Consider the following 18,195-nt stretch of genomic DNA (forward strand, 5'->3'; position numbering starts at 1 on the left):
TGGATTGACACCCATGAGAGGCCCGCACTGCTATGAACAACCTGTTCTTCTGGATCATCATTCTGTCGTTCCTGATTCCCATCGGGTTGCGCATGTACCGGAGGTCGGTCCAACGGCGGGAGCAGGACGGAAACTTCTACGGGCAGAATCCGGGCGGGTTTCCGGGCCAGTTTCCGGGCCAGGGCAGGCCAAAGAACACGCCCCGGGACGGCTACACGCAGCAGGACTACATGAGCGGAGGCTTTGGCCATCCGCCGGCCCGTGACCGGGAGCAGCTTCCGCCTCTGGACCAGCCGTACCCGAATACGCCGTACCCCCAGTTCCCCCAGGCCGGCCAAGTTCCCCAGCCCGGCCAAGTCCCGCCGCCTGGAACACCTTTCGGGCAGCCCGGCGGCGTTCCCTATGAGGACAGCCCTGAGTACCGCGCCAACCCGCCGCAGCCGCAGCAGGCCGGTCCGCAGCCGGAAACGGGCCCGGCCACTCCCCCGCCCCCGGCCGCCCCGCAGGGTTACCGCGCACGCAAACTGGCCGAGCTCGACCAGCAATACAGCAACGGTGAAATCTCCATGGAGGAGTACATGTCCCGGCGCAACGACATCATGAACGGCTAGCCGCACAGGCTTCAGGCCGCCCGCGCCGTTTCCGCCCGGAACCGTTTGCGCGCTTTGGCAAGGCGCCGGTGTTCACGTCGTTGCTCGCGTCCTTGGCGTACTTCTTCGGGGCCCACGCCCTCACGCTGGATTTCCGGCACCAGCAGGGTTCCAGGCAGAGGCGGCGCGGTCGAATAGTAGCTGTGCCCGGTGGGGGTCCGTACCTCGAGAGTGTGCCTTGATCTCCCTGTGCCCGCTTCTCCACGGCCAGGCGCCCGGAAACGAGGTTTCACCGACCATCCATGCGATTCTTTGGTGTGGTTGCAGGCCTCGCAGAGTCCGGCGCCGTTGCCCGAGCTCGTGGTCCCGCCGTCATGCCACGGGATGATGTGGTCGTGGTGCCGGATCGGGGCGTCGCAGTAGGGCGTGCGGCAGGTGTCATCACGAGCGTGAATGAAGCGCCACAGCCCCGCTGGAAAGAGCCTGGCCCTCGAATCCATGGCGACCAGCTCGCCGCTGCCCGGGGCGGTGTACAGCCGCCGAAGCCACAGACCAAAGGCAGGGTCATCGGAGGCGGTGCCGCCGCCATATTGCAGGGTCTCCCTTGCCCAGGCTGCCGGGACCACGCCATAGCCGGGAAAACGGGCAGGTTCACTGTCACCTTGGAAAAGGGTCCGGTCGGTCATGATCAGCTGAATCTCGACGCCGGTGACTCCGCCGGGCGTGCCGGTGGCCCGCTCGACCAGGGTATCGGCCATGATCTGGCCCTCGGAGCGCGCATCTCCATCAGAACGTGCTGTGTCGGCATAGCGGCTCAGCGCCGCATATACTGCCACTCCTGCCTGTACGGGCAGCAGAGCGGTCAAGTAGGTCATCGTGTCCGGCGCTGGCCGCAGGCTGACTCGCCGCTCGGTCACGGCATGACTGGCCCGCTTCACCACCGAGTGTGGCTCCAGCGGGTAGGCGGCAGCCCGCACCGCCGCAATCAGGGCGCGGTCGCCCACGCCTGCAAGTGCCCCGGTGTCCGGGGCGAGCTCTTCATCCACAGCGCACCGGTCCGCCGCGGACAGGCATGCCGTCTCGCGCACCAGCAACGTAGCCCGCCACTCATTCAACTCCCCGGACTCCAGGGCTCCGAGAGTGCGCGGCATTTCCGTCACCAGCGCCTTCGCAAGGCCCAGCAGCCGGCCGCCACGGGCCGGAGACTCCCGCCGGGCCAGTGCGATCTGCGCGCCGACACCCTGACCCAGCTCATCCGCCGGCAGCCCGGTCTCGGCCTGCTCGCGGCGCTGCAGCACATCAAACGCCACCGCGACCCGGGCCTGCAACGCAGCCGCAGCCGACTTCAGATCCTCCAGATCCCGCAACTGGTCAATCAGGGCAGCGCTGTCAGCGCACGGCTGGACAGCGGCGAGGAACGCGGCCAGATCGCTGACCGTGACACCACCACCCGCTACTGCCGCTGTCGGAGCCTGATCCGGCCCGCCGTTGCCTTCCATGAGGACAGTCTTTCAGTGGGCACGGACATTATTAGCGGCCGTGAAGCAGCGACAGCCCGCGCCCCGCCGCTGTCAGCGGAGGGACGCGGGCTGTTCTGCTGCAGTCTGTCCTGCTCCAGGCTGCCCTGCTCCAGACTGCCCTACCCCCAGACCGGGTGGGGTTCGGCCTGCCGGCTAGTCGACCTGCGGGAACCCGAGATCGATGACGGATGTGGACGGATCGGGCCAGCGGGTGGTGACCACCTTGCCCCGCGTGTAGAAGCGGATGCTGTCCGGGCCGTACATGTGCGTGTCGCCGAACAGGGAGTTCTTCCATCCGCCGAAGGAGAAGGTTCCTACCGGGACGGGAATCGGCACGTTGACGCCCACCATTCCGGCCTCGACGTCGAACTCGAACTGCCGGGCGGCGCCGCCGTCGCGGGTGAAGATGGCCACCCCGTTGCCGAACTCGTTCTCGTTAACCAGGCGGACGGCGTCGCTGTACGTGTCCACGCGCACCACCGAAAGAACCGGGCCGAAGATCTCGTCGTCGTACACCTTCATGCCGGGCTTGACGTGATCCACCAGGCTGACGCCGATGAAGAAGCCGTTCGAATCGAACTGCTGCGAGCGCCCGTCGACGACGACAGTGGCGCCTTCGTCTTCCGCGCCTGCCACGTAGGAGGCCACGCGGTCCCGGTGCTCCGCCGTAATCAGCGGCCCCATCTGCGACGACGGGTCGGTGCCGGGACCGATCTTGAGGTCGGCCATCCGGCTCGTGATTGCCTTCACGAGGTCATCGGCGATGTTGCCGACAGCCACGAGCACGCTGACCGCCATGCAGCGCTCCCCCGCCGAACCGTAGGCCGCGGAGATGGCCGCATCGGCCGCCATGTCCAAATCGGCGTCGGGCAGGACCACCATGTGGTTCTTGGCGCCGCCCAGCGCCTGGACGCGCTTGCCATGATCTGCCGCGCGCTTGTAGATCGACTGGGCAATGGGCGTTGAACCCACGAAGCTGACGGCCTTCACGTCCGGATGTTCAAGCAGCACATCGACGGCCTCCTTGTCGCCCTGCACGACGTTCAGCACGCCGGCCGGCAGCCCGGCTTCGGCAAAGACCTCTGCGATAAAGACGGCCGAGGACGGGTCCTTCTCGCTGGGCTTCAGCAGCACGGTGTTGCCGCAGGCGAGCGCACTGCCGATCATCCAGAGCGGCACCATGGCCGGAAAGTTGAAGGGCGTGATGCATGCCACGACGCCGACGGGCTGCCGGACCGAGTGAACGTCGACGCCGCTGGAGACCTGTTCTGACCGCTCACCTTTGAGCATGTGGGACAGTCCGGTGGCGAACTCGATGTTCTCGAGGCCGCGGGAAATCTCACCTTCGGCGTCGGAGAGCACCTTGCCATGCTCGCTGGTCAGAATCGCCGCGAGCTCGGATTTGCGCTGCATCAGGATTTCGCGGACCCGGAAGAAGATATTGGTGCGCTTCGCGAGGCTCGTGGCCCGCCACGCAGGCAGCGCCGCCTTGGCCGCCGCGATGGCCTCCTCGACCCTGGCGGCCGAGGCAAGCGCCACTTCCTTCTCCTGCTCTCCGGTGGCGGGGTTGAAAACGGGTCCGAACCGGTCGGCGTCGCTGACACGGCTGCCGTTGATGAAATGGGGAATGGTTTCCATGGAGTGTCTCTTTCTTGCGCAGTTTCTTGGGGGCACGGGACTGGGACGTGCCGGGTAAATACAGGGCGCCCGCTACTTTGGCGGGCCCGGCTACTTGGCGGGCTGCAGGGAACCGTCCACGAGCTTGATGATCATCGAGCAGTCCTTGCCCGACTCTCCCGCGTCAATGAGCTGCTGGAACAGCTGCTGGACGTGCTTGCCGATTTCCAGCGGCGTCCCGGTGTCCTCCGCCGCGCTGATGGCCAGGCCGATGTCCTTGTTGGCAAGCTCAGTGGTGAACGTCGGCGCGAAATCGTTGTTGGAGGCGGCGGTGGAGACCACGCCGGGCACCGGATACCAGGTGCGCAGGGCCCAGCTGTCCCCCGAGGAGACCGAAGCGATGTCCCAGAACACCTGCTTGTCGAGGCCAAGGCGATCGGCCAGCACGGCACCTTCAGCCGTCGACGCCAGGTTGATGAAGAGCATCAGGTTGTTGCAGATCTTGGCTGCCTGGCCCGTGGTGGCACCGCCGGTGGGAATGATGTTGGAGGCCATCGGCCCGATGTAGCCCGTGGCGTCAGCCACCGCGCCCTCTTCGCCACCCACCATGAACGTGAGCGTTCCGGCCTTCGCCCCGCTCATTCCGCCCGAGACTGGGGCGTCCACGAAGCGGAAGCCGGCGGCAGCGGCGGCGTCGTGCAGTTCCTGGGCGGACGCGATATCGATCGTGGAGGAATCCACCAGGAGGGTGCGGGTATCGGCACGGGCCAGGACCCCGTCCGCGCCAAGGTAGACGGCCTTGGCGTGCTCGCCCTTGGGGAGCATGGTGAAGACGACGTCGGCGCCGTCAACCGCCTCGGCGATGCTCTGCACGGGTTTCACTCCGCCGGCCTCCGCGGCGGCGACAGCAGCCGGGTTGAGGTCGAATCCGCGCACCTCGTGCCCGGCCTTTGCCAGATTTGCTGACATGGAACCGCCCATGTTCCCCAGGCCGATCCAACCGACTACTGCCATCGCGTAAGCTCCTTTGCTTTTGGGTCCGGCCTCCGGGCCGGAAGATCTCTGTCAACCATCACATCCTGCTAGAGTGCAATCAAGGGGAAAAACTACAGATGGTATGTGCACTGATGCACATTGGGTGAAAGGACGCCAGGTGCGTCGGCTTCCAAGTCCGGACGATTTGCTGATTTTGCTGACCGTCGCCCGCCTGGGGCGGTTCAACGCCGTCGCGGAGACGCTGGGCACAACTCACACCACGATTTCCCGCAGGATCATGGCGCTCGACAAGCAGTTGGGCGGGCGTACGCTGGAACGAAGCCCGCATGGCTGGGAACTGACAGAGCTCGGAGCGTCAGCGGTCGCGGCGGCCGAAGCCATTGAAGAAACCCTTGGTTCACTCTCGGGCCTCATCGGCGAGGACAAGAACGCGCTCTCCGGCCTGGTGCGGATCAGCACATCGGACGGGTTCGGCGCCGAGTTCGTGGCCCCCGCGCTGGTCCGCCTCCAGCGCCGGAATCCGCAGCTGAATGTGGAGATGCTCAGCGCCACCCGGAAGGTCAGCCAGAACAGGTCCGGCGTGGATCTTGAAATCGTGGTGGGCCGGACCGATGTCAGCAACGCCCAGCCCATCTTCCTTTCCAACTACTTCCTGCGGCTCTATGCCAGCCCCGCCTACGCCGCAGAGCGCGGCCTGCCTGAAACGCTCGACGCCGTTGGGCAGCACGGCTTTGTGTCTTACGTTGAATCGGCACTCCAGGTGGCCGAGCTTGGCCACCGGGCCTCACAGCTGCCCATGCCGAAGTCCAGCTTCCAGGCAACCAGCATCTTTGCGCAGGTGGAGGCGGTACGCCGGGGTGCGGGCATCGGCCTGCTGCCGAATTTCATGGTGGCAGGCAGGCCCGACTTCGTGCCGGTGCTCCCGGACGACTTCCAGCGCCAGCTCGCCGTCTGGGCGGTGGCGCGGCCAGAGTCGCTGAGGTCCGGCAGGGTGCAGGCCGTCCTCGCGGCCCTCAAGGACGAGGTGCAGGAACGCCAGGACGTGCTCACGGCCTGACGCCGTCTGCCTGTAAAGGCTTTCAGGCCGGGAACACACCTCCGGCACGGAACTGAGTCAGGCACGGAACAGCCGCCTGACCACCTCTCCTGCGGTTAGCGCGTCCAGGCCCTCGTTGATCTCTTCCAACGGCTTGGTATCCGTATGCAGCAGCTCAACGGGCAGGCGGCCCTCACGCCAGTACCCCAGGTAGAGGGGGATGTCCCGCTCGGGCAAGGCGTCGCCCATGTAGGAGCCCAGCAAACGCTTGCCCGCACCGGCGAACTGCAGGGCGGGCACCGTCAGTTCTGCGGAGGGGTGCGGCAGCCCCACGGAGACCACGGCACCGCCGCGCGTCACGTGCTCCAGGCAGGAGGCAATCACGCGGGCGGAACCCACTGCTTCGATGGCGGTGTCCACGCCGTCACCGGTGGCCTCCGCGATCAGCCGCGCAGCCTCCTCTGGCGTGCCGACGGCAGTGGCACCGCAGTCCAGGGCGAGCTGGTGCTTGCTGGTGTTGGGGTCAATCGCGATCACGGCCGCGGCGCCGGCGAGGGCCGCTGCCATCACTGCGGAGAGCCCGACGGCTCCGAGGCCGAAAACGGCCACCGACTGGCCGTCGTCGACCGCTGCCGTATTAAGGACCGCCCCCATTCCGGTGAGCACGGCGCAACCGAACATCGCGGCCACCGTGTCCGGGACGTCGTCGTCAATGACCACCACCGATTCACGGGCCACGACGGCATAGTCTGCAAAGGCGGAGACGCCCAGGTGGTGGTTGATCCGTTCGCCGGACGGAGCCCGGAGCACCGCCTCACCATGCAGAAGGTCACCTGACCCGTTGACTTCGGCGGCACGGTGGCACAGGGCGGGACGCCCGGCCTTGCAGGCCCGGCAGGCGCCGCAGCTGGGGACGAAGACCAGCACAACGTGGTCCCCCACGGAAACGTCCGTAACGCCGTCGCCCACGGCTTCGACCCGCCCTACTGCTTCGTGCCCGAGCGCCATTGGAAGCGGCCTGACCCGGGACCCGTCAACCACGGACAGGTCTGAGTGGCACAGGCTCGAGTAGGTGATGGCGACGCCGAGTTCCCCCGCGCGCGGTGCGGGCCGGTCCAGCTCCTGCACGAGGAGCGGACGGGCTTCGGCGTAGCGGGTTCCGGAGGGAACGGTGGCATAGAGGACAGCTGCTCGCATGGAATTCCTGCCTTTGGGTGGATTGCCGGCACGCAGCTGCCCGGGCCTGCGTGGTCGCGGGTCCGGGCAGCTGGGCCGGCTGTTGTGCTTGCTTCCTGGTGGCTACTTTTTGCCGGCGGCCAGAAGGTCGGCGGTGCCCTGGGCGTCGGCGGCGTCGACGTCGTGCAGAGAAATGCCGCGGGTTTCCTTGAGGAAGAACACCGAGATCAGGGTCACGATGCAGGCCCCGAGGAGGTAGAGCGCCACAGGGGTGGAGGACTTGAAGCTGCCCAGCAGGGAGGTGGCGATGATCGGTGCCATGGAACCGGCCACGATGGACGTCACCTGGTAGCCCAGCGAAACGCCGGAGTAGCGCATCCGGGTGGGGAACATCTCGGCCATGATGGACGGCTGGCCGGCGTACATGAGGGCGTGGAACATCAGGCCGATGGTGATCGCGGCGAGGATGATGAGGTCATTGGCGGTGTCCATCATGGGGAAGGCGAAGAAGCCCCAGGTTCCGCCCAGGATGGCGCCGGCCATGTAGACGGGACGTCGGCCGAAGGCGTCGGACAGCTTGCCGACCAGCGGGACCGTGCAGAAGTGGATGAAGTGCGCCACCAGCAGGAGCAGCAGGATCCGGGACGTGTCGGTCTGCACGACGACCTTCAGGTAGGTGATGGAGAACGTCACCACGAGGTAGTAGAGGATGTTCTCGGCAAAGCGCAGGCCCATGGCGGTGAAGACGCCGCGCGGGTAGCGGCGGAAGACCTCGGCGACGCCGTAGCCCTTCTTCTCGACGGTGACTTCCTTGCGGGCTTCGAGGAAGATCGGTGCGTCCTGGACCTTGGTGCGGATGTAGTAGCCGATGATGACGATCACGGCAGACAGCCAGAACGCCACGCGCCAGCCCCAGCCGAGGAATGCCTCCTGGGACAGCGTGGAGGAAAGGGTGAACAGCACGCCGGTGGCCAGCAGGTTTCCCATGGGAACGGCCGACTGCGGCCAGCTGGACCAGAATCCGCGGGACTTGTTGGGGCTGTGCTCGGCAACGAGCAGCACGGCGCCGCCCCATTCACCGCCGACGGCGAAGCCCTGGACGAAGCGGAGGAACACCAGCATCGCCGGGGCCCAGTAACCGATCTGGGCGAAGGTGGGCAGGCAGCCCATGAGGAACGTGGAGACACCCACCAGGATGATGCTCAGCTGCAGCAGCTGCTTGCGGCCGAACTTGTCACCGAAGTGGCCAAACACGATGCCGCCAATCGGCCGGGCCACGAAGCCCACGGCGTAGGTGACGAACGCCGCGATGATTCCATCCAGCTCCGTCCCTGAATTGGGGAAGAACATCTTGCCGAACACCAGGGTGGCTGCGGAGGCATAGAGGAAGAACTCATACCACTCCACCACGGTTCCGGCCATGGAGGCCGTAACCACTTTCTTCAGGCCCGAGGCCTTGACATCGGTTTCCTCTACGCGGCTTGCGGCCGGGTTTTCCGTACTCATTGTGTGAACTCCTTCGGCGTCTTCGTCGACACCACATGGGACCAGGCTCTGGCGGACCTGTGATGTGTGCCACTGGCCGCCGTTTCCAACGAGTATGGTCTGCCCCTGCCGCAAGCTCAACGACAAATAGTGCAGGGCGCATCTGCATAAATGCACAGACACGGGGCACTAAAGCCATCGCCTGCGGCGTCGGAGCCGGTCCCGGGAGCCGGAGTTCAGGCTGGGAATCAGGCCGAGAAATGCCCGCGGAGCTGGGCGCTGAGCTGCCCGATCTCGGTGAGGAAGCCGTCGTGGCCGATCGGCGCTTCGATGACATGGACATCCACGTCACCCGGGAGGGCGTCCGCGAGTTCACGTGACTGGGACGGGAAGTACAGCCGGTCCGAGTCGACGGCGGCGATAAAGAAGTCCGCCGTGGTCCGCGCCAGCGCTTCCTTCAGGGTTCCGCGCCCTCGGCAGATGTCATGGCTCATGAGGGCTTCGGTAATGGCGATGTAGCTGTTGGCGTCGAAGCGCTGGACGAGCTTGCTCCCCTGGTGGTCCAGGTAGCTTTCCACCTGGTACCGGCCGCGGTCCCGGAGGGCATCCGCCTGCAGCGGAGCTTCGCTGTCCTGGGCGTTCCGGCCGAACCGGAAGTCCAGCTCGTGCGCCGAGCGGTAGGTAATGTGGGCGATCCGGCGGGCGAGGGCCAGCCCCGCTTCCGGGATCGGGCCCCCGTAGTAGTCGCCGCCGTTGAAGTTGGGGTCCTGGCGGATGGCGAGGGTCTGCGCCTGTGCAAAGGCGATCTGTTCGGCGGTGCTGCTCGCCCCCGCGGAGATCACGCCGCAGCGGCGCACCCGGTCGGGGAAGGTGACCGCCCACTCCAGGGCGCGGGCGCCGCCCATGGAACCGCCCACAACGGCAAACCAGCTGCTGATGCCGAGCTGGTCAGCCAGGCGCGCTTCGGCAACGGTGGAGTCCCGGAGGGTCACCAGCGGGAAGCGCGAGCCCCACGGCTTGCCATCAGGAGCGGCCGACGCCGGTCCCGTGGATCCGTAACAACCGCCCAGGATGTTGATGGAGACGACAAAGAACCTGTCCGTATCCGCCGGTGCACCCGGTCCGGCCAGCTGCTCCCACCAGCCTTCCTCGTCCCCGCCGCCCCGCGTCACATGGGTGCTCCCGGTGAGGGCGTGCTCCACCAGGATGGCGTTGGAGCCGTCGGCGTTGAGCGTCCCCCATGTTTCGTAGGCAAGCGTGACGTCTGGGAGGAATCCGCCGGCCTCGAGCTCGATGCCGCCGATGTTGGCATACTGGACTGTGCCGTCGGGAACACCGTCCGGAACTCGGCCGTCCAGAACTGTGCCATTGGGAGCTGTGCGATCCTGCACTGCGCCGTCGGGAACTCTGCCGTCCGGCACATCGGTGCGGGTAACGGAAATCGTCATCGGTATACCTCTTCTACGCGCTTGCCCGCCGCCAACTGGCCGGCAGGCCAGGTCTTCACCCGGGGCACCCCACCGCGGAAGGAGGGTTGCCGGCCAGCAAGCCGGGGCTGTCGCTGGCACTCATGACCTGGACCAAGCTTACGAAAGGGCCCACGCTCCGCGCGAAGATTGTGACGGCTATGTGACTCCAGCGGGCCCTGAAGGCTGGCGGCGGGCACCGGAGCGGATCCCGGAAATCTGCTCTTCCGCACATAGCCCGAACGGGTTAGGCAACCCTTAGCTGAGAGCCGCGTCACAAGATGCCAAGATGAGGGCATGCGCATGGATCACGTCTCTTACGCCTGTGAACACGATGGCCTGGCGGCCACCACTGAACGAATTTCGTCCGCCCTCGGCGTTGAAGCCGTGAAGGGCGGAGTACACCCCCGTTTCGGAACGCGGAACATGATTATCCCGCTCGCGGGACACAAATACCTTGAGGTCGTGGAGGTCCTGGACCACCCGGCGTCGGACAAAGCCCCGTTCGGACAGGCCGTGCGCGCACGCTCTGCCGCCGGCGGCGGCTGGATGGGCTGGTGCGTCGAAGTGGACGACCTCGCCCCGTTCGAGGAGCGTCTGGGACGCGCCGCAGTCAACGGCAACCGCAAGTTCCCGGATGGCCGCGAACTCGTGTGGAAGCAGATCGGCATCCTGGGCCTCATTGCGGACCCGCAGGTCCCGTACATGCTGAAGTGGGAGGGCGATCCTTCCCTGCACCCGTCCAACGCCTATGACAGCAACGTGAAGATGTCCAGCCTCACCATCGCTGGCTCCGCCGAACGGGTCACCGAGTGGCTCGGTGAGCCTGTCGAACGGCCCCTGGAGGATGTCGCCGTCAACTGGATGGCTCCGCACGGCACCCCCGGCATTCTGTCCGTCACGTTTGAAACCGCAGCAGGCGCCGTCACCATCTGACGCGCGCGGCAGCAGGCTGCAACTGCACAGCACGCTGCCACTACACTTCGGCCGCCATCAGCGGGTGTCAACGACGCCACCCACCGATGGCGGCCGAATTATTTTCCCTACCCCAGCCCGATGCTCTTTCCGAACAGGCTGAAGCCGACAAAGGCCACTATGTCCAGCAGTGCATGGGCGATGACCAGTGGCATCACCCGCCGGGTTTTGGTGTAGATCCAGGCGAACACCACGCCCATGATCGCATTGCCGATGAACGGCCCCAAGCCCTGGTACAGGTGGTAGCTGCCGCGCAGCATGGAGCTGGCGAAGATCGCCACCGGCACGGACCAGCCGAGCTTCCCGAGTCGGTCCAGCAGATACCCCACCACAATGACTTCCTCCACGATGCCGTGGCGGACCGCGGAAAGAATCAGGACGGGAATCGTCCACCAGTACGCGTCCAGCGCGCTGGGGATGATTGCCGTCGTAATACCCAGCGCGCGGCCCGCGGCATAGAGGCCCAGAGAGGGAATGCCGATCAGCGCCGCCAGCCCCAGTCCCTGGAGCAGGTCACGCCCGGGGCGGGCGAAGTTGAAGCCGAGCTTCCGGAAAGCCGAGCCGCTGTCACTGTCCGTCCCGGCCTTGGGCTGCCGCTGCTCCGTCATGAAGTACAGGACCAGCAGAACGGGCACCAGCGCGAAGATGATGTCCAGGAGCTGGTAGGTCAGATCGAAATATTCGCGAGTGCTTTGCGAACGGTTCAGCGTGGACGTGCCTTGGGCGAGCGGCGCCTGGCTCATCTTGTCCAGGAGCTGCACCACCGAGTAGGCGGCCGACTGGCCCAGCGACAGTCCCAGGACTATCCAGATTTCGATCCGCAGACGACGGCGGGAAGGAACCAACATGTTCCTATCTTGCCTGCAGTTGCTGGTACTTGCCTGTTGGGCTTCCGGACGTATCTGCCGCTGTTGGGTACCAGGCTGGCCCTATGCTGGGAAACTATGAGTGCGCCCGGGAAAATCATCATGATCCGGCACGGCCAGTCCGCCGCCAATGCCGACACCTCCATTTACAACCGGGTGCCCGACTACAGGATTCCGCTCACGCCTTTGGGTGTGGACCAGGCCAGGGCCGCCGGAGAACGCATCCGGCGCGAGCTGGATGGCCAGCAGGTGAGCGTCTATGTCTCGCCCTATCTGCGCGCCTACCAGACGCTGGAAGCACTCGATCTGGGCTCGCTCACGGAGCGGGTGATCGAGGAACCCCGGCTCCGTGAGCAGGACTGGGCCAATTTCCAGATCTCCGGCGACATCGAGGACCAGAAAGAGCTGCGGAACGCCTACGGCCACTTCTTTTACCGGTTCCGCGAGGGCGAGTCCGGGTCGGATGTCTATGACCGCATTTCGTCATTCATGGAGACCCTGTACCGGCACTGGGCCAAGCCGGACTACTCCCCCAACGCCCTGCTGGTCACGCACGGCCTGACGATGCGCCTGTTCTGCATGCGCTGGTTCCACTGGTCGGTGGAGTACTTCGAGTCGCTGAACAACCCGGACAACGCTGAGATCCGGATGCTGGTGCGCACCGGAGACGGCAAGTACGAACTCGACCAGCCCTTCACGCAATGGGTGGAGCGCCGGGTGGACGAGACCGTCCTCGACGCCCCGCCCGTGGTGTTCTAGGGCCAGCGGCTTTCTAGGGCCAGTGGTTTTCTGGAACGCTGCTGCCTTCTATGGCGCCGGCTCCCTAGGCCTGCCGTGTCCGCGGCGTTTCCGGCGCCACGATGACTTCGGTGCCAATGGCTTCAAAGGCGGCCTTGTCCTTGGCCGAGATGCCGGAATCGGTGATCAGCCGCGTGAACGCATAGCCGTCCATGGTGGCGAAGGCCCGGCGGCCCACCTTGGACGAGTCCGCAATCACGTAGGACACGCTGGCGCGGCTGGCCAGCAGCGCGTTGACGGACGCCTCGCCTTCCCCGGTGTTGGTGGGGCCCACCTCCGGATCGATGCCGTTGACGCCGATGAACGCGATGTCCAGCACCACCTTCTGCATGATGATGTCTGTGTACGGTCCCACGAGCTCGTACGAGCGCGGATTGAGGATGCCGCCGGTCACCATGACCTTGATATTGGGCCGCACCGCCAGCTGGCCGGCGATGTTGATGGCGTTGGTGACCACTGTCAGCGTGGGCTGGTTGGACGGCGAGTTGAGGTCCTCACGGGTGGCCAGGATCTGGGCCAGGGCGGTGCTCGTGGTGCCGCCGCAGAGCCCGATGACCATGCCCGGAGAGATGAGGGCCGAGGCGGCGAGGGCGATCTCCTGCTTGGCTGCCGCGTGGTCGTCACGGTTGTACCGTCCGGGGAGGTCGTAGGCCAGCGCGCCCGTGGTGGCCCCGCCCCGGGTCCTGGTCAGCAGCCGCCGCTTGGCCAGGCTGTCCAGGTCGCGCCTGGCCGTGGCCGGCGACACTCCGAGCCGGGTGACGATTTCGTCCACCTCCACCTGCCCGGTTTTGGCAAGGAGATCCAGGATCGCCGTCAGTCGGTCGGTGCGGGTCATGCTAGCCTCTCGGTGATCAAACTGCCGTCAGAATTGACGTTTTCTGATTGTAACAGACGGCAAACGATCATCTAACGTCACGCGGACGGCCGGACCCGCGGTCCTACCGGGCCCTGACCCCGGCCCGCCACACGGCGTGCGTCAGCGGCATTCCCGGGCGGTAGGCCAGGTGCGTCGCGGCCGGCGCGTTGAGCACATGCAGGTCCGCGCGGTGCCCGACGGCGATCGACCCCACCGCGCGTTCGCCGTCGGCGTCCTTCCCGGACTCACGCCCCAGCGCCAGTGCGCCGCCGTATGTCGCGGCGCGGACGGCTTCGTGCACGCTGAGTCCCATCTGCAGCACAGCGGTGGTCACACAGTATGCCATGGAACTCGTGTAGGACGTCCCGGGGTTGCAGTTCGAAGCCAGCGCCACGGGCACTCCGGCGTCCAGGAGGCGCCGCGCGGGCGCGAGCGGCTGGCGGGTGGACAGGTCGCAGGCCGGCAGGCAGGTTGCCACAGTGCCGCGTGAACCAGTGCCAGCGCCGGACCAGCTTGCGGCCAGCGCGTCGACGTCATCGTCGGACAGGTAGTTCACGTGGTCCACGCTGGCGGCGCCGAACTCGACGGCGAGCCGGACGCCCGCTCCGGGGCCCAGCTGGTTGCCGTGGACGCGCAGCCCGAGGCCGGCGGCGCGGCAGGCCTGCAGCACGCGGCGCGACTGCTCCTCGGTGAAGGCGCCCCGTTCGCAGAACACGTCGGCCCACTGCGCGTACGGGCGGACCGCTTCCAGCATCGCCCCGCAGACGAGGTCCGTGTACTCGTCGGCATCCATCCCCGCCGGCACCAGGTGCGCCCCGAGGTAGGTGACTTCGTCGGCCACCGTGGACGCAATCCGTGCACTCCGTGCCTCCTGCTCCACATCCAGGCCGTACCCCGTTTTGGTCTCCAGATACGTGGTGCCCTGTGAGACTGCCTCTGCCACCCGGCCGAGTGCGAGCCGCGTGAGGTCATAGTCCCCGGTGCCGCGGGTGGCCCCGGTGGTGACTGCGATGCCGCCGGCGCTGTAGCTCTCCCCGGCCATCCGGGCCTCGAATTCCGCGGTCCGGTCACCGGCAAATATCAGATGCGTATGCGAGTCCACCCAGCCCGGAAGCAGGGCGCGGCCGCCGGCGTCGTACGAATCATCCGCCGCCGGCGCGTCCGCCGCGGCTCCGAGCCAGGCGATCCGTTCCCCCTCGATCACCACAGCGGCGTTCCGTAATACACGCTGTTCGCGGTCCTGGGTCATCAGTTCGCCGATATTGGTAAGAAGGGTGCTCATGAATCCATTCTTCAGCGCCGGATGGACCACCGCGTCGCAGCGAGCGCCTCTGCTGTCCGGGATTCCGGACCCGGGCCCCCGCCGGAGCTGTGTCCAAGTATCTGGGCAGCGGCGATTTCGGCAATCGCGGACGACGTCTGGAACCCGTACCCGCCCTGGCCGGCGAGCCAGTAGAAGCCCGCCGCTTCGGCGTCGAAACCCGCCACGGGGATGCCGTCCGCCGCTTCGGTTCGCAGGCCTGTCCATGCGGTCCGTACGGCGCCGATGCCCAGCGTCGTCAGGGAATTGAGCCGGGCGATCAGGCGCTCCACGTCGCCGGGGAACGGCCGGGCGTCCTCCGCTGCGCTGACAACGTGTTCCGACGGCGAGATCAGGACGTCCTCCCCTTCCCTGCGGAAGTAGAAGGAGTCGTCCGCTGCCGCCACCATGGGGGTTCCCTCAGGGAGGGAATGTCCGACGGCGGCAATCGCCGCGGTGCGCCGGTACGGCTGGAGGCCGAGCTTTTCCACACCGCTGATGACCGCCACCTCGTCCGCCCACGCCCCCGCCGCGTTGACGAGCACGCCGGCCTGGAACGCCTCCTGCCCTGCACCGATCTCCCACCCGCTGCCGAGGCGCTGGGCCGAATGGAGCTGGGCACCCGTGATGATGTCCGCGCCCGCTGCCTCGGCCCGCGCCCGGTGGTCCTCCAGGAGGACCGGCGCGTTGCAGGCGAAGGAGCCGTTATCCAGGCCTGCCGCGGAGAAGCTTCCGGGCTTCAGGACCGGGCACAGCTCCAGCGCTTCGGCGTGGCTGATCATTCTCATTCGGCTGCTGGATCCTGACCTGACGGTTTCCTCGTCGCCGACCAGCATGAAGCTCCGCGGGGCCAGCACGGGCACGGGAAGGGCGGCGTCCCGCGCCGAGATCAGTTCCAGCGTGCGGACCGTCAGCTCCTGGACCACAGGCGGGCCAAAACTGGGGATCAGCTGCCGGGCCGAGCGGGAGGACGTGTGGTACGCCAACTGCTGCTCGGCCTCGACCAGCGCCACGCTGCAGCTGCCTGCCAGGGTGGACGCCAAGGACAGGCCGGCGATCCCGCCGCCGACAATGACCACGTCATAAGTTGCTGTCATGGCTCCATCCTTGCAGACGGCCGGGAACTATCCAGCTACGGTGTTCCGGCTCTTCACGAAGGCCCGGACGCACGTTTCGACGTCGTCGGAGCTGTGCGCCGCTGACAGCTGCACGCGGATGCGGGCGGCCCCACGCGGCACCACAGGGAAGCTGAAGGCCGTGACGAAGACCCCGTTCCGGAGCATCTCGTCGGCCACTTTCGCTGCCTGGACGGCGTCGCCGAACATCACCGGAACAATGGCGTGTTCGCCGTCGAGCAGCTCAAAGCCCTCCTCCGTCATGCGGCGGCGGAACAGCGCTGCATTCTCGAACAGGCGTGCCCTCAGCTCGCCGGAGGTCTCCACGAGATCGAGTGCCTTGATCGTGGCAGCCACGATGGCCGGGGCCACGGAATTGGAGAACAGGTAGGGGCGGGCCTTCTGCCGGAGCATGGCCACCACTTCACGGCGGCCGGAGACATAGCCGCCCGACGCCCCTCCGAGTGCCTTGCCGAAGGTGCCGGTGTAGATGTCCACACGGTCAGACACGCCTGCGTGTTCCGGGGTTCCGGCCCCGGTGGCACCCATGAAGCCGACAGCGTGGGAGTCATCCACCATGACGAGGGCATCGTGCTTTTCGGCGAGGTCGCAGATGGCCTCCAGCGGCGCCAGGTAGCCGTCCATGGAGAAAACACCGTCCGTGACGATGATCTTGCGGCGGGCTCCCGCGGCCTCCAGGAGCTTGGCTTCGAGGTCGGCCATGTCCTGGTTGGCGTAGCGGAATCGCTGCGCCTTGCAGAGCCGGATGCCGTCGATGATCGACGCGTGGTTCAGGGCGTCGGAGATGACGGCGTCCTCCGGACCGAACAGGGACTCGAAGACTCCGCCGTTCGCGTCGAAGCAGCTGGAAAACAGGATGGTGTCCTCCGTGCCGAGGAACTTGGACACACGTGCTTCAAGCTGCAGGTGGAGGTCCTGGGTGCCGCAGATAAACCGGACGCTGGCCATGCCGAAGCCGCGTTCGTCCATGGCTGATTTGGCCGCGGCGATGATGTCCGGGTGGTCGGCCAGGCCGAGGTAGTTGTTGGCGCAGAAGTTCAGGACCGGCGAGGGCTCCTGCCCGATCTGGCCTGCGGCGATGCGGTTGGCCTGGGGGGAATCGATGTGCCGCTCGGTCTTGTAGAGGCCGGCAGTACGGATCTCATCCAGTTCGCTCCGCAGCTGGTCTTTAATTGCTGAATACATAGGGGGCTCCTCGGCTCGTCAAAAGTCTCGTTGGGGTGATGATGGGGATCAGGGCTGCTCAGAATTGTGACCAGTCGAGCACAACCTTGCCGCCGACGCCTGCGCGGGCAATATCGAAGCCCTTCTCCCACTGCGCGGCCGGCAGCACGTCCGTGACCACGGCGGAGATGTTGGCGTGCAGGCTTGGGTTGGAGGACAGCATGGCGCTCATGGCGTACCAGGTCTCGAACATTTCGCGGCCGTAGATGCCCTTCAGGGTCAGCATATGGGTGACCACCTTGCCCCAGTCGATGTCGATCGGCTGGCTGGGCAGGCCCAGCATCGCGATGCGGCCGCCGTGGTTCATGTTGTCGATCATTTCCGGCAGTGCCGTGGGGTGCCCGGACATTTCGAGTCCGATGTCGAAACCCTCACGCAGGCCCAGTTCGCGCTGCGCCTCCCGGACACGCGTCGTGGAGACGTCGATGGCCAGGTCGACGCCGAGCTGCCGGGCCAGCTCCAGGCGCGGCGCCGAGACGTCCGTAATGGCGATCTTGCGGGCTCCGGCGTGGCGGGCCACGGCGATGGACATGAGGCCGATGGGTCCGGCGCCGGTGATGAGCACATCCTCGCCGACCAGCGGAAAGCTCAGGGCCGTGTGCACGGCGTTGCCGAAGGGGTCGAAGATTGCCCCGAGTTCCGGGGTCACGGAGGAATCGTGGTGGACCCACACGTTGGTTTCCGGGATGACCACGTACTCGGCGAACGCGCCGTCCCGCTGCACGCCAACGCTCACCGTGTGGATGCACATCTGCCGGCGTCCGGCGCGGCAGTTCCGGCAGATGCCGCAGACAATGTGCCCCTCGCCGGAAACCCGGTCCCCTACCTTGACGTCTCTGACGTCTTCCCCGATTTCGACGACTTCACCATAGAACTCATGCCCGGCGATGAGGGGGGCCGGGATGATGCTCTGGGCCCAGGCGTCCCACGACTGGATGTGCAGGTCCGTGCCGCAGATGCCGGTGGTCAGAACCCGGATCTTGACGTCGTCGGAGCCGGCTTCGGGCTCCGGACGGTCAACGAGCTCGAACCCGGCTTGCGCGCCGGCCTTGTACAGAGCCTTCATTGGCTTCCTTACGTTGGGCATGCGCTCAAGCTGCATGCGGGGTGGAATCTCCCTTCATTAGAGCCACTCCAACGCGTTAGCACAAGGG

At 66.4% G+C, this 18,195-nt stretch carries 16 protein-coding genes and 1 riboswitch; of the genes, 4 read left to right on the top strand and 12 right to left on the bottom strand.

The annotated features are described in order from the left end of the window. Positions 1 to 32 precede the first annotated feature (32 nt). The gene (locus AC6CH3_RS00740) at positions 33 to 611 is read left to right on the top strand and encodes a hypothetical protein (protein ID WP_498130619.1); all 579 of its coding nucleotides are present in this window, start codon (positions 33 to 35) and stop codon (positions 609 to 611) included. An 11-nt stretch (positions 612 to 622) separates the two neighbouring features. Here the strand turns inward: AC6CH3_RS00740 and AC6CH3_RS00745 are convergent, their stop codons facing one another. The 3 genes from AC6CH3_RS00745 to mmsB form a co-directional block, all read right to left on the bottom strand. Continuing rightward, the gene (locus AC6CH3_RS00745; protein ID WP_498130620.1) at positions 623 to 2,089 is read right to left on the bottom strand and encodes an HNH endonuclease; all 1,467 of its coding nucleotides are present in this window, start codon (positions 2,087 to 2,089) and stop codon (positions 623 to 625) included. 174 nt (positions 2,090 to 2,263) lie between these two features. After that, the gene (locus AC6CH3_RS00750) at positions 2,264 to 3,748 is read right to left on the bottom strand and encodes a CoA-acylating methylmalonate-semialdehyde dehydrogenase (RefSeq protein ID WP_498130621.1); all 1,485 of its coding nucleotides are present in this window, start codon (positions 3,746 to 3,748) and stop codon (positions 2,264 to 2,266) included. A gap of 90 nt (positions 3,749 to 3,838) precedes the next feature. Further along, positions 3,839 to 4,741, bottom strand: coding sequence for a 3-hydroxyisobutyrate dehydrogenase (gene mmsB / locus AC6CH3_RS00755; RefSeq protein WP_498130622.1), 903 nt, complete (start codon positions 4,739 to 4,741; stop codon positions 3,839 to 3,841). A gap of 139 nt (positions 4,742 to 4,880) precedes the next feature. Here mmsB and AC6CH3_RS00760 point away from each other — a divergent pair, with 139 nt between their 5' ends. Further along, complete coding sequence (locus AC6CH3_RS00760) at positions 4,881 to 5,780, top strand: LysR family transcriptional regulator (RefSeq protein ID WP_498130623.1); 900 nt, start codon at positions 4,881 to 4,883, stop codon at positions 5,778 to 5,780. Positions 5,781 to 5,837: 57 nt separating this feature from the next. Here the strand turns inward: AC6CH3_RS00760 and AC6CH3_RS00765 are convergent, their stop codons facing one another. From AC6CH3_RS00765 to metX, 3 genes are all read right to left on the bottom strand, one after another. Then, on the bottom strand, positions 5,838 to 6,956 hold the full coding sequence (locus AC6CH3_RS00765; RefSeq protein WP_498130624.1) for a zinc-binding dehydrogenase: 1,119 nt from the start codon (positions 6,954 to 6,956) through the stop codon (positions 5,838 to 5,840). A gap of 102 nt (positions 6,957 to 7,058) precedes the next feature. Beyond that, positions 7,059 to 8,441: an MFS transporter gene (locus AC6CH3_RS00770; RefSeq protein ID WP_498130625.1), complete on the bottom strand. Its 1,383-nt coding sequence runs from the start codon at positions 8,439 to 8,441 to the stop codon at positions 7,059 to 7,061. Positions 8,442 to 8,668: 227 nt separating this feature from the next. Continuing rightward, positions 8,669 to 9,868 carry a homoserine O-acetyltransferase MetX gene (gene metX, locus AC6CH3_RS00775; protein WP_498130626.1) on the bottom strand — a complete coding sequence of 400 codons (1,200 nt, stop codon included), beginning with the start codon at positions 9,866 to 9,868 and terminating at the stop codon, positions 8,669 to 8,671. 12 nt (positions 9,869 to 9,880) lie between these two features. After that, positions 9,881 to 9,996: riboswitch (SAM riboswitch) on the bottom strand. A 187-nt stretch (positions 9,997 to 10,183) separates the two neighbouring features. On the opposite strand from metX, the gene AC6CH3_RS00780 reads away from it, so the two are divergent. Continuing rightward, complete coding sequence (locus AC6CH3_RS00780) at positions 10,184 to 10,822, top strand: VOC family protein (RefSeq protein ID WP_498130627.1); 639 nt, start codon at positions 10,184 to 10,186, stop codon at positions 10,820 to 10,822. 107 nt (positions 10,823 to 10,929) lie between these two features. On the opposite strand, the gene AC6CH3_RS00785 is transcribed toward AC6CH3_RS00780, so the two are convergent. Continuing rightward, the gene (locus tag AC6CH3_RS00785; RefSeq protein ID WP_498130628.1) at positions 10,930 to 11,709 is read right to left on the bottom strand and encodes a CPBP family intramembrane glutamic endopeptidase; all 780 of its coding nucleotides are present in this window, start codon (positions 11,707 to 11,709) and stop codon (positions 10,930 to 10,932) included. A gap of 96 nt (positions 11,710 to 11,805) precedes the next feature. Here AC6CH3_RS00785 and AC6CH3_RS00790 point away from each other — a divergent pair, with 96 nt between their 5' ends. Beyond that, positions 11,806 to 12,486 carry a histidine phosphatase family protein gene (locus AC6CH3_RS00790; protein ID WP_400577949.1) on the top strand — a complete coding sequence of 227 codons (681 nt, stop codon included), beginning with the start codon at positions 11,806 to 11,808 and terminating at the stop codon, positions 12,484 to 12,486. Positions 12,487 to 12,550: 64 nt separating this feature from the next. On the opposite strand, the gene AC6CH3_RS00795 is transcribed toward AC6CH3_RS00790, so the two are convergent. The 5 genes from AC6CH3_RS00795 to tdh form a co-directional block, all read right to left on the bottom strand. Beyond that, positions 12,551 to 13,360, bottom strand: a complete 810-nt coding sequence (locus tag AC6CH3_RS00795) for a DeoR/GlpR family DNA-binding transcription regulator (protein WP_400577951.1) — start codon at positions 13,358 to 13,360, stop codon at positions 12,551 to 12,553. Positions 13,361 to 13,463: 103 nt separating this feature from the next. Continuing rightward, positions 13,464 to 14,663: an imidazolonepropionase gene (hutI, locus tag AC6CH3_RS00800; protein WP_498130629.1), complete on the bottom strand. Its 1,200-nt coding sequence runs from the start codon at positions 14,661 to 14,663 to the stop codon at positions 13,464 to 13,466. Positions 14,664 to 14,674: 11 nt separating this feature from the next. Next, positions 14,675 to 15,778, bottom strand: coding sequence for an NAD(P)/FAD-dependent oxidoreductase (locus AC6CH3_RS00805; protein WP_498130630.1), 1,104 nt, complete (start codon positions 15,776 to 15,778; stop codon positions 14,675 to 14,677). Between the two features lie 27 nt (positions 15,779 to 15,805). Next, on the bottom strand, positions 15,806 to 17,002 hold the full coding sequence (locus tag AC6CH3_RS00810; protein WP_498130631.1) for a glycine C-acetyltransferase: 1,197 nt from the start codon (positions 17,000 to 17,002) through the stop codon (positions 15,806 to 15,808). 58 nt (positions 17,003 to 17,060) lie between these two features. Continuing rightward, positions 17,061 to 18,107, bottom strand: coding sequence for an L-threonine 3-dehydrogenase (gene tdh, locus AC6CH3_RS00815; protein ID WP_498130632.1), 1,047 nt, complete (start codon positions 18,105 to 18,107; stop codon positions 17,061 to 17,063). Positions 18,108 to 18,195 lie beyond the last annotated feature (88 nt).

The sequence above is a fragment of the Arthrobacter sp. GQ119 genome (genome assembly GCF_059759125.1).

What these genes read in the sequence shown, in the direction of transcription:
- AC6CH3_RS00740 (WP_498130619.1), top strand. Translation starts at nt 33, where the DNA reads ATGAACAACCTGTTCTTCTGGATCATCATTCTGTCGTTCCTGATTCCC.
- AC6CH3_RS00745 (WP_498130620.1), bottom strand. Translation starts at nt 2,089, where the DNA reads ATGGAAGGCAACGGCGGGCCGGATCAGGCTCCGACAGCGGCAGTAGCG.
- AC6CH3_RS00750 (WP_498130621.1), bottom strand. Translation starts at nt 3,748, where the DNA reads ATGGAAACCATTCCCCATTTCATCAACGGCAGCCGTGTCAGCGACGCC.
- mmsB (WP_498130622.1), bottom strand. Translation starts at nt 4,741, where the DNA reads ATGGCAGTAGTCGGTTGGATCGGCCTGGGGAACATGGGCGGTTCCATG.
- AC6CH3_RS00765 (WP_498130624.1), bottom strand. Translation starts at nt 6,956, where the DNA reads ATGCGAGCAGCTGTCCTCTATGCCACCGTTCCCTCCGGAACCCGCTAC.
- AC6CH3_RS00770 (WP_498130625.1), bottom strand. Translation starts at nt 8,441, where the DNA reads ATGAGTACGGAAAACCCGGCCGCAAGCCGCGTAGAGGAAACCGATGTC.
- metX (WP_498130626.1), bottom strand. Translation starts at nt 9,868, where the DNA reads ATGACGATTTCCGTTACCCGCACCGATGTGCCGGACGGCAGAGTTCCC.
- AC6CH3_RS00780 (WP_498130627.1), top strand. Translation starts at nt 10,184, where the DNA reads ATGCGCATGGATCACGTCTCTTACGCCTGTGAACACGATGGCCTGGCG.
- AC6CH3_RS00785 (WP_498130628.1), bottom strand. Translation starts at nt 11,709, where the DNA reads ATGTTGGTTCCTTCCCGCCGTCGTCTGCGGATCGAAATCTGGATAGTC.
- AC6CH3_RS00790 (WP_400577949.1), top strand. Translation starts at nt 11,806, where the DNA reads ATGAGTGCGCCCGGGAAAATCATCATGATCCGGCACGGCCAGTCCGCC.
- AC6CH3_RS00795 (WP_400577951.1), bottom strand. Translation starts at nt 13,360, where the DNA reads ATGACCCGCACCGACCGACTGACGGCGATCCTGGATCTCCTTGCCAAA.
- hutI (WP_498130629.1), bottom strand. Translation starts at nt 14,663, where the DNA reads ATGAGCACCCTTCTTACCAATATCGGCGAACTGATGACCCAGGACCGC.
- AC6CH3_RS00805 (WP_498130630.1), bottom strand. Translation starts at nt 15,778, where the DNA reads ATGACAGCAACTTATGACGTGGTCATTGTCGGCGGCGGGATCGCCGGC.
- AC6CH3_RS00810 (WP_498130631.1), bottom strand. Translation starts at nt 17,002, where the DNA reads ATGTATTCAGCAATTAAAGACCAGCTGCGGAGCGAACTGGATGAGATC.
- tdh (WP_498130632.1), bottom strand. Translation starts at nt 18,107, where the DNA reads ATGAAGGCTCTGTACAAGGCCGGCGCGCAAGCCGGGTTCGAGCTCGTT.